Source organism: Pseudooceanicola sediminis (genome assembly GCF_003575965.1).
Classification (GTDB): Bacteria; Pseudomonadota; Alphaproteobacteria; order Rhodobacterales; family Rhodobacteraceae; genus Pseudooceanicola; species Pseudooceanicola sediminis.
The window spans coordinates 113,985-126,222 of sequence record NZ_QWJJ01000012.1 but is presented as its reverse complement, the minus strand read 5'-3'; the positions used below and the strand labels follow the sequence as shown (position 1 = coordinate 126,222).

12 protein-coding genes are annotated in these 12,238 nt (G+C 66.0%); 11 read left to right on the top strand and 1 reads right to left on the bottom strand.

Features of this window, described 5'->3' with window-relative positions; translation table 11 throughout:
- The first annotated feature begins 2 nt into the window (after positions 1-2).
- The 4 genes from DL237_RS14295 (at position 3) to DL237_RS14280 (ending at position 5,438) form a co-directional block, all read left to right on the top strand.
- Positions 3-1,466 carry a hypothetical protein gene (locus tag DL237_RS14295; protein ID WP_147405356.1) on the top strand — a complete coding sequence of 488 codons (1,464 nt, stop codon included), beginning with the start codon at positions 3-5 and terminating at the stop codon, positions 1,464-1,466.
- 31 nt (positions 1,467-1,497) lie between these two features.
- Positions 1,498-2,430, top strand: coding sequence for a viral aspartic protease (locus DL237_RS14290; protein WP_119399750.1), 933 nt, complete (start codon positions 1,498-1,500; stop codon positions 2,428-2,430).
- A gap of 106 nt (positions 2,431-2,536) precedes the next feature.
- Positions 2,537-3,613 (top strand): hypothetical protein, encoded by a 1,077-nt coding sequence (locus tag DL237_RS14285; RefSeq protein WP_147405355.1) that lies wholly within the window; start codon positions 2,537-2,539, stop codon positions 3,611-3,613.
- Between the two features lie 334 nt (positions 3,614-3,947).
- Complete coding sequence (locus DL237_RS14280) at positions 3,948-5,438, top strand: sensor domain-containing diguanylate cyclase (RefSeq protein WP_119399748.1); 1,491 nt, start codon at positions 3,948-3,950, stop codon at positions 5,436-5,438.
- Positions 5,439-5,528: 90 nt separating this feature from the next.
- Here DL237_RS14280 and DL237_RS14275 read toward each other — a convergent pair whose 3' ends face one another.
- Complete coding sequence (locus DL237_RS14275) at positions 5,529-6,461, bottom strand: LysR family transcriptional regulator (protein WP_119399747.1); 933 nt, start codon at positions 6,459-6,461, stop codon at positions 5,529-5,531.
- Between the two features lie 135 nt (positions 6,462-6,596).
- Between DL237_RS14275 and DL237_RS14270 the strand changes: the two genes are divergently transcribed.
- The 7 genes from DL237_RS14270 to DL237_RS14240 all read left to right on the top strand — a co-directional run bounded on the left by DL237_RS14270 (position 6,597) and on the right by DL237_RS14240 (position 12,148).
- On the top strand, positions 6,597-7,604 hold the full coding sequence (locus DL237_RS14270; RefSeq protein WP_119399746.1) for an ABC transporter substrate-binding protein: 1,008 nt from the start codon (positions 6,597-6,599) through the stop codon (positions 7,602-7,604).
- A 2-nt stretch (positions 7,605-7,606) separates the two neighbouring features.
- The gene (locus DL237_RS14265) at positions 7,607-8,323 is read left to right on the top strand and encodes an isochorismatase family protein (RefSeq protein WP_321186086.1); all 717 of its coding nucleotides are present in this window, start codon (positions 7,607-7,609) and stop codon (positions 8,321-8,323) included.
- Positions 8,320-8,712 carry a pyrimidine utilization protein C gene (gene rutC, locus DL237_RS14260; RefSeq protein WP_119399745.1) on the top strand — a complete coding sequence of 131 codons (393 nt, stop codon included), beginning with the start codon at positions 8,320-8,322 and terminating at the stop codon, positions 8,710-8,712. The genes DL237_RS14265 and rutC overlap by 4 nt, the downstream gene beginning before the upstream one ends.
- Positions 8,709-9,536 (top strand): ABC transporter permease, encoded by an 828-nt coding sequence (locus DL237_RS14255; RefSeq protein WP_233545007.1) that lies wholly within the window; start codon positions 8,709-8,711, stop codon positions 9,534-9,536. Before rutC ends, DL237_RS14255 begins: the two co-directional genes overlap by 4 nt.
- Positions 9,537-9,625: 89 nt before the next feature.
- A complete protein-coding gene (rutD, locus tag DL237_RS14250) occupies positions 9,626-10,435 on the top strand; it encodes a pyrimidine utilization protein D (protein WP_119399744.1) in 810 nt (269 codons plus the stop codon).
- The gene (locus DL237_RS14245) at positions 10,432-11,205 is read left to right on the top strand and encodes an ABC transporter ATP-binding protein (protein WP_119399743.1); all 774 of its coding nucleotides are present in this window, start codon (positions 10,432-10,434) and stop codon (positions 11,203-11,205) included. The genes rutD and DL237_RS14245 overlap by 4 nt, the downstream gene beginning before the upstream one ends.
- A 541-nt stretch (positions 11,206-11,746) precedes the next feature.
- A complete protein-coding gene (locus tag DL237_RS14240; RefSeq protein WP_119399742.1) occupies positions 11,747-12,148 on the top strand; it encodes a (R)-mandelonitrile lyase in 402 nt (133 codons plus the stop codon).
- Positions 12,149-12,238 lie beyond the last annotated feature (90 nt).

The window sequence follows — 12,238 nt, the reverse complement described above, 5'->3', positions numbered from 1 at the left end:
TGATGTACCGTACCCCCCTTCGCCTTGCCCTGTTTGCCGGCCTGCTGGCCAGCGGGCTGTCCGTGTCGGTCCCCGCACTGGCGCAGGATGCCCCCTCGACCGAGGATCTGCGCGCCCTTCGGTTCTATATCGAGCAGAACGAAACAACCGCGCGCGACGCCGAGATCCGCCGCCTGCAAGCCGAATATCCCGGCTGGACCCCGCCCGAGGATCTGACCGCGCTGCTCAAGACCGGGCCGACCACCGAAATCGCCGACATGTACAACCGCCTGTCGCGCGGCGATGTCGCCGGGGCCCGCCGCATCATGGAACAGGCCCAGGCACGCTATCCCTCGTGGGTCGTGCCTTCCGATCTCAGCGAACAGATGGAGCTGGCCGAGGCGCAGGCCGCCTTTGACCGCGCGGTCGCCTCGCGCGACGTCAACACCGCGATCCAGACCGTGACGGCAACGCCGTCACTGCTGCGCTGCGACCGGATCAACAACACCTGGAACCTGGCCAGCCTTCAGGCCGGTACGGGCAACAAGGCGGGCGCCTATGTCGCCTATCGCCAGATCGTCAACACCTGCAACGAAATCCCCGATCTGGTCGCCACCATCGAAAAATCCGAAGCGGTCACCACCAATGACCAGCTCGAAAGCCTGGTCGACGCTGCCAAATCCCGTTTCGTGACGCAAAGCGCCACCTTCGATGCGCTTGGCAATCGGCTGATGGCCGGGCGCGGCGTGGTGCGCGAAGACGATGAACCCGCCGCCACGACCACCACGACCACAAGGACCCCCCGCACGACAGCCACCACGACGGCGCCTGCGCCGCGCGCCACTGCCGCACCACAGGCCGCCGCCCCGGCACCCGCGCCGCGCAGCACCGCCCGTGCCTCCTCGTCGCGCAACCCCACCAGCCTGCCACGCAGCGGGGATGGCCGCCTGTCGCGCACCGCTGCCGCAGCCCGCGCCGGCAATTTCCGCGAATGCGCGGCACAGTCCAGCCACCCGCGCTCGCTCGACATCGCCTATGAACGCGCCTGGTGCGTCTACAACCTCGAACGCCCGCTCGAAGCACTGGCCTATTTCTCCATGGCCGCGAATGGCGGGCTTGGTGCCAGTGTCACGCGTGATGCGCGCTTTGGCATCACCCTGGCCCTGCTGAAACGCAACATGACCGAAGAGGCGTCGCGTATCGCCGCCAACACCGACCTGACGCTGGACCAGCGCCGCGAAGTCGAAGGCACCATCCTGAACCAGCGTGGCGTGCGCGCCTATGCGAACAAGGATTTCACCGCGACGATCAACTATTTCAACGCGCTCGAAGCGATCGACGGCACCTTGCCGCGCGACCTCGCGATCATCCGGGGCTATGCCTACCTGAACCGGGGCGACGCGACCAAGGCCCGCGCCATCTTTGAACAGCTCCACAACCAGCTTGCCACGGATGAAACCCGCACGGCGATTTCCGCGACCTACTGATCTCAAGAAACTTACCAAGGTTATCCATCACATGACCTGCGATATTGTTCCGCATCACGCCTCCGCCCACCAACCCGGCACGCCCGCAGGGTCCGCCCTTCGGGGCCGGGCGCGGCGGCGCCTCGGGATGGCCAGGGCAGGGGGCAGCCTCGCCTGTCTGACCCTGCTGTCGGCCTGCATGGGCGGCGGTGCGGAAAAGGTTCCGCTGGTCGGCACGCCGATCGAAACCGCGGGGATCCAAGGCTACGTGACCAATCACAACGGCTATAGCCGCGCGCGCATCGACAGCTATGGCGCGGCGGATGCCAGCACCATCGCCCAGTTCGAAGACCCCGATCCCGCCAATCCCGCAGGCTACAAGAACCTCATCGCCCTGACCGAAGCGCGCTATTTCGACAACATGCAGCTTGAGGTGATCGCAGAGGTCAAGAGCACCGAAGGCGGCGAAGAGATTGTCCGCGTGCTGCGCGTCACCGCCGACCAGGCCCCCTTCGACAACGTCGACCGAAAGGGCAACCTGATCGCCTCGGGCAAGTATTACTTCCGTGGTCAGGCCGAGGTCTACGCCTCGGTCGATGGCGGGGCACTGCAACGCGGCACCGGCACGCTGGAAAACATGGTCGTCGACTTTGACACCCAGTCGGTGCTGATCGACCTGCGCACGGCCAACAACCCCGCTGGCGGTTCGCAGATCGAAACCACCATGGTCGTCGACAATATCCCGCTGAACGTTGTCACCGGCGCGTTTGGCGGTGCCGTCACGCTGTCGACCCGCGATCTCGACGACCAGTCTGTCAGCATCGTGTCGTCCGGCACCCTGCGCGGCAACCTCAGCGGCGACGAAGACAGCGTCGCGCGCCTCGACGAAAACATGGCGACCTCCGGTGTGTTTTCCGTATCGGGCGACCGCATGACGGCCGAGGGGCTGTTCTGGGGCACCCAACTGCACTATGGCGAAAAATAACAGCCTGCGACCGGCGTTCAGGGCCCTCGCTTTGATCGTGGCGGCCGGGGTGGGGGGCGCGACCCTTGCCCCCGCCGGTGCCTGCGCCCAGGGCGTGCCTTCAAACGTGTCTTCAAACGTTTCCGGGCCCCAGGTCCCCGCCACGCCGCAATCCACGGCAAGCGCGACCGGAACCGAAGCCGAAACCGTCACCGCATCCTCCTCCGAACGCCTCCGCGACACGGCTCAGCTTGTCGTTTCCGAACGTCTGCGCACCTATGCGCTGGCCCGTGGGCTGGCGCGCGGCGAAGGGGCGATCGGCACCGCCCGCGATCTCAAGGCGCTGCTGGCCGCGCAGGGCTACTACATGGAAGGGGCGGGATTTACCCTGCTCGAAGCAGAACAGGGCGTTTATCCCGCGCTGGCCTACGTGCCCAACATGAACGGCGGTTCGGAAAACGATCAGCTGGTCATCCAGGGCTACGTCTTTCGCCTGCGCGAAGACCTCGTGGCGCGTGGCGGTGCGGCCTTCGGGCTGTCCTACGACGGGCGCGTGCGCCTCGGCTGGGCGCAGGGGCATTATCTTGAGGCCCGCGCCGAACTCGGCGTCCTCTACGCCCCCGAACCCGACCTGACCCGCACCGTCGGGCAGATTTCGCTCTGCGCCCGCAATCAGCTCGTCAACTGGAATTTCCTCGATCTGTGCTACAGCCACATCGAGGTGCGCCGCGACCTGGCCGATCAGGCACAGGACGATGTCGAGCTTGCCTTCAGCCACCTGTTCGAAGTCGGGCGCAACCGGCATGAGGTCGGCTTTGCCCTGGGTCATTCGACCTATGGCGATCTTGACCAGACCCATGCCACGATCAGCCTCGACAGCGTCGGCGGCCGCGTCGCGACCCGCCTGTCGCTGGATCTGGCCGAACCGCTGATCTACGGCGCCACCGGCACCGACCTGGCCCTGCGGGCCGAGGTGCGCTGGCTGGCGGCGGGCCATGTGGTCGGCCTCGGGCTACAGGCATCGCAATCCGCCCGCTCGACCTTCTTTGGCGAACGCCGTCAGGACCAAGGCCTCGGCGTCACGGCGCTGTACCAGATCAAGGACAACCTGGTGCTTTCGGTCGGTGTATCGCAGGTGAAATCCTCGGTCGATTTCTTCGACCAGCACGCGATACAGTTCAATATCTCGACCAAGCTTCGCTGAGGGCAATGACCATGCCCGGGGCCAGGACAGCAGGGGAAGGGATGACAAGGCAAGGCGCGACACCGTCATTCGCCCCCGCGGGCATCTTCGCGTCTGGCCGGGCCGCTGATCCGGGCCGGATGCAAAGATCGTGCGCTGGTGGCGCGCAGGCAGGCGCGGCTGCACGAAAAAGCCCCGCTGACGGCGCCGGACCGGCCACGGGGTATGCAGGAAACTGCAAGTTGCCTAACCTGAACAGGATAGTTTATGTCGACTATGTTACGTCGGAAATGACACTGTTCCACGACCTGCGGCGATCTGTGGGCGCGGTTGCGATTGATCCAAGGCTTTAGTGATGAACAACAGTCCTGACAGGTTTGATTTGTCTGCCACCTTCGAACTGGCCCCGATGTCCCTGTGGCTCGAAGATTTCAGCGGCGTTGCGGAGATTTTTCGCAAATGGCGCGCGGAGGGCGTGACCGACATCGAGACGTTCCTGCGCGCGGACCCTGCGCGCGTGGCCGCCTGTGCACACAGCATCCGGGTGCTGCGCGTCAATGCCCGCACGGTCGAGATGTTCGAGGCCGAGAGCGAGGCGCACCTGATTGCCAACCTCGACCAGGTGTTTCGCGACGACATGCTCGACAGTCACGTCCTCGAACTGGCCGAACTCTGGAGCGGCAAGTCCAAGTTCTGCAGCTCTGCCATCAACTACACGCTTTCGGGCCGACGCCTCGATATCCAGCTCAACGCGGTGGTATTGCCGGGTCACGAAGACGACCTTGCGCAGGTCCTCCTCACGCTTGAGGACGTGACGGCCCGCGAAGACGCCCGCCGCGCCGCCGAGACCAGCCGCGCCTATGCCGAAGGCGTGTTCGAAAATTCGCCTGTCTCGCTCTGGGTCGAGGATTTCAGCCGCATCCGGGAAAAGCTTGAAGACATGCGGATGCGCGGCATCAGCGACCTGCGCACCTTCATCGACGTGCATTCCGAATTCGTCCTCCAGTGCATGTCCGCAATCCGCGTGCTCGACGTCAACAACGCCACGCTGTCCCTGTTCAAGGCCCGCGACAAGCAGCACCTGCTGTCCAATCTGTCCTCCGTGTTTCGCGACGGCATGGAATACCACTTTCGCGAACAGCTGATCGACCTGTTCAACGGCAATACCTTCCATTCCCGCGAAGTTGTGAATTACGCGCTGGATGGCACCGAACGCCACCTGATCATGCAGTTCTCGGTGCTGCCGGGGTACGAAGACGACTGGTCGCGCGTGCTTGTCGCGCTTACCGATATCTCGGCGCGCAAAAAGGCCGAGGCTTACCTGGAATACCTCGGCAAGCACGATGTTCTGACCGGCCTGCACAACCGGTCGTTCTTTGCCGATGAACTGCACCGGATCGAACGGCTTCGGGTCTATCCCACCTCGGTCATCGTCCTCGACCTCAACGGCCTCAAGGAGGCCAACGACAAGCGCGGCCACGACGCGGGCGACCAGCTGTTGCGCCGCGCGGGCGAGGTGCTCAAGGAAGCCACCGCAGGCAGCGGCAAGGCGGCGCGCATCGGCGGGGACGAGTTTGCGATCCTGATGCCGAACGCCAAGGAGGAGGACGCGCGCGCACTGGTGGAAAGCATCGAAAAGCTGATCACGCTGAACAACCGCTTCTATTCGGAACAGGAACTGTCCTCCTCGATCGGCTGGGCCACCCGCCTGGACGAGGAACCGATGGAAACGCTGGTACAGCGCGCCGACATGAAGATGTACGAGACAAAGCGCGTCTTCTACGCCGGCAAGGAACGCAACCGCCGCCTGGACGCCGCCACGGCCACCGGCCCCGAAAACGGCTGAGGCCGCTCGCCCTGGCGGCGGCCACCACTGGTCCCGCAGGCATCCCCGCCGCAAAAGGGGGCGCCAGCCGGGCAGGGGTGCTGCGCGCCATCACGCGCGCGGCAATTCTTCCAGCTCAATCGCCTCGCGCGTCGCTTCGGTGATGATCGTGCGCCGGAAATGCCAGGCCCCGGGCGACAGCGACCGCCCGGCCCGCTGGATCAGGTGCAGCGTCCGCGTCACGCGCGGGCGCGTCAGCGGCCGGATCGTCAGCATCCGGTTTTCCGGCGGTGGCCAGGCCAGGCTGGGCAGGGGGGCCACGCCCAGGCCCCGCTCCACCATCGCCAGCAGGCTGACCGGGTGCTCGGCTTCGTACAGCGCCGTCACGTCCGGCGTGCCCTCCGGCAACCCGTGGCGGATCTCCAGCCGGATACCGGTCTGCGCGCCCATCATCACCAGACCCGCCGCCTGCGCCTGCGCCCATGTCACCTCGGCCCGCGTTGCCAGCGGATGATCGCGCCGCATCACCAGCGCGAACACGTCCTCCATCAGGCGCGTGCTCTCGACGTCCGACGCATCGCCCGGCTCGTTCGCGATGGCGAAATCGGCCTCGCCATTCCTCACCATCGCCATGGTCGTGCCGCGCGGCACCTCCGACAGCTTGACGCTGATGCGCGGAAACTCCTGCCGGAACCGGTCGATCACGCGCGGAAGCAGCCGCATCGCGACGGACGGAACACAGGCCAGATGCACCTGTCCGCTCTGGAAATTGCGCAGGTCCTCCAGCCCCTGCAACTGGCGGTCCACATCGTCCAGAATCCGCTTCACGCCCGGCAGGAAATCTTCTCCGATCTGGCTCAGCACCACCTTTCTGGTTGTGCGGTCGATCAGCTGAACGCCCAGAGAGGCTTCCAACTGCTGAATGATTGTGCTGACCGACGATTGCGACAATCCGCAGGCGCGGGCCGCATGGCTGAAGTTCTGGGTGCGCGCAACCGCTGCAAATACCCGTAAATGGCGCAATTCCACGTTTTCTATCGTCATGGGTGATATATTTATCGGATTATCCGTAATTGACAATATCTGTCCCGATTTTCGTAACCTGTCCCCATCGACGCCACCTGCGCCGCTCCTCCTGCCCAGGGTCGAGACGTCGAAGCCAACACGGGATGATACGAGATGTTCAACAGACGCCAATTCCTCCAGACCGCTTCCGCCGGGGCAGCACTCTCCGCCTCGGGCCTTGCCGCACCGGCCTATGCCGCCGGCACCAAGGTGCTGATTTCCGACGCGCTTCGCCTTGCGATGTATGCCCCGCTCTACGTGGCCGACAACCTTGGCCTGTTCGCGAAGCACGGGCTCGACGCCGAGGTATCGACCGCTGGCGGCATCGCCCTGCCGGTGCCGCTCCTGCTCTCGGGGCGCAGCCAGTTCGGCGTGACCAGCCCGGGCATGTCGGTCAATGCGGTGCGCGAAGGCGGCGACGTCAGGAACATCGCCAAGATCGTCGGCGGCGTGTCGATGTGGGCCATGGCCAAACCCGGCAGCGGCATCAAGACGGTGGATGACCTGCGCGGCAAGACGATCGCGACGCTGAAATTCCCCTCCTCGACCATCCAGGTGCCGACCTACCTGATCAACGAAGTCGGCGGTTTCTCGGCAGAAGAGGGCAACGTCACCTTCCTCGAACTGCCCTCTGGCGCGCAGGCCACCGCCGTGCGCGATGGCCGCGCCGATGTGGCGACCGCGTTTGAATGGGACATTTCCGTCGGGGCCTCCGAATTCGGGCTTGAGCCTGTTCTGTCCTTCGCCGACATGATCGGCCCGCTCGCCTTCACCACCGCCATGACCACCGGCAAGGTGATCGAGGAGGCACCCGAAACCGTGCAGGCTTTCTGCGATGCGCTGGCCGAAGGCATGACCGCGATGCACGCCGATCATTCGGTGTTCACCGATCTCGGGCCGAAATACTTTCCCCAGGTCTCGCAGGAGGTGATCACCGCCGCGTCGGAAAACTTCTTCGGCTCCTCCACCGCCTTTCCGACCGCCCCGACGATTTCCGAAGCCGAGTGGGAAAACGCCATGAAGCTGGAAAACGGCGGCGGCGCGATCAAGGATCCGATGCCCTACGCCAAGATGGTCGACAACAGCTTCGCCACGCGCGCGGCTGAACAGTTCGGCGCCTGATCATGGTGGCAGACACCTCAACGGGCAGCGAAATGCTGCCCGCCCGCCCCGAGGCGATCCCGCTGGATCCGGCAAGATCCGCGCTGATCATCGTCGACATGCAGAACGCCTATGCCTCGCCCGAGGGCTACCTCGACCTCGCGGGCTTCGACATCTCCGGCACCCGCGACGTGATCGCGCGGGTGGGCGAGGCCGCGCGCGCCGCCCGCGCCGCAGGCATGCCGGTGATCTTCCTGCAAAATGGCTGGGATCCCGCCCTGAAAGAGGCCGGCGGCCCCGGCTCGCCCAACTGGACCAAGTCCAACGCCCTGAAACTGATGCGCAAACGCCCCGAGCTGGCGGGCAAGCTGCTGGCCAAGGGCGGCTGGGATTACGCGCTGGTCGACGACCTGACCCCGCAGGACAGCGACATCGTCGTGCCCAAGGTCCGCTACTCAGGTTTTCACAACACAGCCCTCAACTCGATCCTGCGGGCGCGCGGCATCACCCATATCGTGCTTTGCGGCGTCGCCACCAACGTCTGCGTCGAAAGCACCCTGCGCGATGGCTTCCACCTGGAATTCTTCGCCGTGCTGCTTGAGGACGCCTGCCATCAGGCCGGGCCGCGCGCCCTGCATGATGCCGCCGTCTACAACACCGAAACCTTCTTCGGCTGGGTCTCCGACACCGCCGCTTTCACCAGCCACCTCGCCACCCCCGCACAAGGAACCGCCCCATGAACGACCGCGTCATCCTGCCCGCCGGCACCCCGGCCCCCCTCGGCCCGTTTTCCCCGGCGATGAGCGCCGACAACGCCGTCTATACCGCCGGGATCCTGGCGTTCGACGAAAACAACGACGTGGTGTTTCCCCGCGACGCCGCCGCGCAAACCCGCCACGTGCTCGACACGATCAAGGGCATCCTGGCCGCCGCTGGCGCCAGCATGGACGACATCGTCTTCAACCACGTCTTCCTCAAGGACTGGGCCGATTACAAGGCCATCAACGAGGTCTATGCCTCCTACTTCCCGAACGCCAAACCGGCCCGCTACTGCGTGCAGGTCGGCCTCGTCAAACCCGAGGCCCTGATCGAGATCGCCTCCATCGCGCACCTGCGGCCCGCGCAATGACCCACGTGGCGACGACAGAAAGGGACGCGCCCGCGCGCGCGCCCGCCGCGCCCGCCAAGCGTTGGGAGGTCCGCCTGCCACCGCCGCGCATGATCCTGGCGGGCCAGGTCATCCTGCTGGTCGCCATCCTCGGCCTCTGGCAGATCGCCATCTCGCTCGGCTGGATCGAGGCCTACCTCTATGGCAAGCCCATCGGCATCTTCGTCACGGGGTGGGAGATGATGCGCTCCGGCACGCTGTTCCGCGACATGGGCCTGACCGCGTTCGAGGCGGTCAGCGGCTTCCTCATCGGCACCATATCGGGCAGCGTGATCGGCCTCGCGCTCTGGCTGACGCCCACCGGCTCGGCCATCCTGCGGCCCTACATGATCGCGCTGAACGGGCTGCCAAAGATCGCCCTCGGGCCGCTGATCATCATCTGGTTCGGCATCGGCCTCGGCTCCAAGGTCGCGCTGGCGGCCCTGATCACCTTCATCGTCGCCCTGATCGCGGCCCAGCAGGGCGCCCGAGAGGTCGACAGCGACCTGGTCAAGCTGATGCGCTCGCTCGGGGCGTCGCGGCTGCGCACGTGGCGCACGGTGATCGTGCCCGGTGCCATGCCCTGGATCGTCTCGGCCTTTCGCCTCAACGTCGGCTTTGCCCTGATCGGCGCGGTCGTCGGGGAATACATCGCCTCGAACCAGGGGCTTGGCTACATGATCGCCTACGCGGGCACGCTCTATGACCTCGATGCGGTCTGGGTCGGCATTGCCGCGCTGATGGTCGTCGCCCTGCTGATGTATGGCGCGATCGACTGGTGCGAACGCCGCCTGATCCGCGCCTGACACCCCGCACGGCACCCGCCCCGCACGGCACCCGCCCCGCACGGCAAACGCCCGCAAGACTGACGACCCCAACAAGGACGGCACCACTTATGCCAATCGCACAGAACGGGGCCGTATCGCTCCATTACGACACCTACGGGCGCGGCGAACCGCTGATCCTGTCCAGCGGCCTCGGTGGCTCGGGCGGGTTCTGGCAACCCCAGCTCGACGCGCTGTCGCAGCGCTACCGCGTCATCACCTACGACCACGCGGGGGCAGGGCGCAGCAGCCGCGATGTCGGCCCGCGCAGCGTCGCGGAAATGGCCTCTGACCTGCTTGCCGTGCTCGATGCGGCAGGCGCGGACCGCGCCCATGTCGTCGGTCACGCCATCGGCGGCACCATCGGCCTGCAGGCCGGCCTGCAGGACCCCGGCCGCCTGCGCAGCCTGGTCATCGTCAACGGCTGGGTCGGCCCGGATGCCCATATCGACCGCTGCTTCGCCATCCGCCGCGAAATCCTGCGCGCCTCGGGCCGCGCCGCCTATCTGCGCGCGCAGCCGCTTTTCCTCTATCCCGCGACCTGGATCTCGCGCCATGCCGCCGAGATGGAGGCCCACGCCGACGCGGCGCTGACCACCATGCCCTCCGACACCGACCTGCTGGCGCGCATTGATGCCTTCACCGCCTATGACCCCGGCAGCGCCCTGGCCACGATGGCCGTGCGCACCCTCTGCGTCGCCTCGCGCGATGACATGCTGGTGCCCTGGCACATGTCGAAAACCCTGGCGCGGCGTCTGCCCGACGCCCGCCTCGCGCTGACCGAATGGGGGGGGCACGCCTTTACCCAGGCGGTGCCAGAGGTCTTTCACGACCTGTTGCGCGAATTCTACCATGACCTGACAGGAGACGTCGTCGCATGAACACGCCCATCCTTTCCGCCGCCGGCATCGGCATGACCTTCGAATCCGCCTCCGGCCCGGTCGAGGCCATCGGCAACGTCAGCTTCGATCTGCGCGAGGGCGAGATCCTCGCCCTCGTCGGCCCCTCGGGCTGTGGCAAGACCACGCTGTTCAACATCATCACCGGCCTGCTGGCCCCCAGCCGGGGCGGCATCACCATCGCCTCGGATCGCGCCGGGCAGGATGTCGGCTACATGCTGCAAAAGGACCTGCTGCTGCCCTGGCGCTCGGTCATCGACAACGTGATCCTCGGGCTCGAGGTCCGTGGCATGGCCCGTGACAAGGCCCGTGCCATCGCCCGCGACCTGATCGAGGCCTACGGCCTGAAGGGGTTCGAGGATGCCCGCCCCGGCACACTGTCGGGCGGGATGCGCCAGCGCGTCGCGATCATGCGCACGCTCGCCTTCGACCCGGCGGTCGTGCTGCTGGACGAACCCTTCTCGGCGCTCGATTTCCAGACGCGCACCCTGCTGCAACAGGACGTCGCCCGCATCATCTCCGAGCGGCGCAAGAGCGCGATCCTGATCACCCATGACATAGGCGAGGCGATCACCATGGCCGACCGCATCCTGGTCCTGTCGAACCGCCCCTCGACCGTGATCCGCACCATGGATATCCAGATCCCGCGCGATGCCCGCGATCCCGTCGCCCTGCGTTCGGATCAGCGTTACAACGACTACTTCGTCAGCATCTGGCAGGACCTGCAATTGCCCGTCGTGGGCGCGGCCTGAAAAGAGGCCCGAAAGGGGGAGGAGGAGCTGAACCGGGGACAGAAACGGGGGGGGCTAAATCCCGCGATCCAACTCCCACGGTCCAACTCTAAAGGTCCCAATCCCATGGCCTCACTCCGATGATCTCAACCCCATAACCTGATGCCGGGCGTGCAGGTGGCGTCACCCGCTGCGCCCGACCTCTCCCTGCCTCCCCGCGCGCGCACTCGAACCTGTCCGCGCCGGTCAGGCCCGACCCGGTTCCCGGCGCGGGGCGCTCAAGCGAACATCCCCCTCCGCACGACCCACACCGCATCCGCACCGCCCGGATACCGCCCAAATACCGACGTAGGCACCGACGTGCCGATCTGGCCCATTGCGCAGGGCCGCTACTGCGCCCGGGCGCTGTCGCACCGCCCGGATACCGCCCAAATACCGACGCAGGCACCGACGTGCCGATCTGGCCGGTTCGGCGGCGAAAGCCCCCTCGTATCTGCGCCCCGATGCCCTATGATCCGGGACGTGAACGCCGCCTCTTGCGGTACCAGGAAAGGACAAGATCATGGAGATCACACGCAGCGGCTCCCAGCCCTCCAAGACCGCGCCCAGCGATTATTTCACGGGCACCGTCCGCATGGACGCGCCCTTCAGCGGCACCGCGCCCGCGCGGGTCAGCGGCCTGACGGTGACGTTCGAACCGGGTGCGCGCACGAACTGGCACACGCATCCGCTGGGGCAGACCCTCTTCGTGCTGTCGGGTCTCGGCTGGGCGCAGCGCGACGGCGGCGAGGTCGAGGAAATCCGTCCCGGCGACATCGTCTGGTTCGCCCCCGGTGAACGTCATTGGCACGGCGCCAGCGACACCTGCGCGATGAGCCACCTTGCCATCGCAGAGGAGCAGGATGGCAGCCGCGTCGACTGGGCTGAGCCGGTTTCGGATACCGACTACCTTGGTTTCAAGTGATATTTTTCAGAGGCTTGCGTGTCTTAGTTAAAGCTTTGCCTTAACGTCTTACGGGCACGCGGCCGGGCCATCTGTCGGTACGTCCCCGGC

Coding starts and splice junctions, on each gene's coding strand:
- DL237_RS14295 (WP_147405356.1), top strand. CDS start 3: ATGTACCGTACCCCCCTTCGCCTTGCCCTGTTTGCCGGCCTGCTGGCC.
- DL237_RS14290 (WP_119399750.1), top strand. CDS start 1,498: ATGACCTGCGATATTGTTCCGCATCACGCCTCCGCCCACCAACCCGGC.
- DL237_RS14280 (WP_119399748.1), top strand. CDS start 3,948: ATGAACAACAGTCCTGACAGGTTTGATTTGTCTGCCACCTTCGAACTG.
- DL237_RS14275 (WP_119399747.1), bottom strand. CDS start 6,461: ATGACGATAGAAAACGTGGAATTGCGCCATTTACGGGTATTTGCAGCG.
- DL237_RS14270 (WP_119399746.1), top strand. CDS start 6,597: ATGTTCAACAGACGCCAATTCCTCCAGACCGCTTCCGCCGGGGCAGCA.
- DL237_RS14265 (WP_321186086.1), top strand. CDS start 7,607: ATGGTGGCAGACACCTCAACGGGCAGCGAAATGCTGCCCGCCCGCCCC.
- rutC (WP_119399745.1), top strand. CDS start 8,320: ATGAACGACCGCGTCATCCTGCCCGCCGGCACCCCGGCCCCCCTCGGC.
- DL237_RS14255 (WP_233545007.1), top strand. CDS start 8,709: ATGACCCACGTGGCGACGACAGAAAGGGACGCGCCCGCGCGCGCGCCC.
- rutD (WP_119399744.1), top strand. CDS start 9,626: ATGCCAATCGCACAGAACGGGGCCGTATCGCTCCATTACGACACCTAC.
- DL237_RS14245 (WP_119399743.1), top strand. CDS start 10,432: ATGAACACGCCCATCCTTTCCGCCGCCGGCATCGGCATGACCTTCGAA.
- DL237_RS14240 (WP_119399742.1), top strand. CDS start 11,747: ATGGAGATCACACGCAGCGGCTCCCAGCCCTCCAAGACCGCGCCCAGC.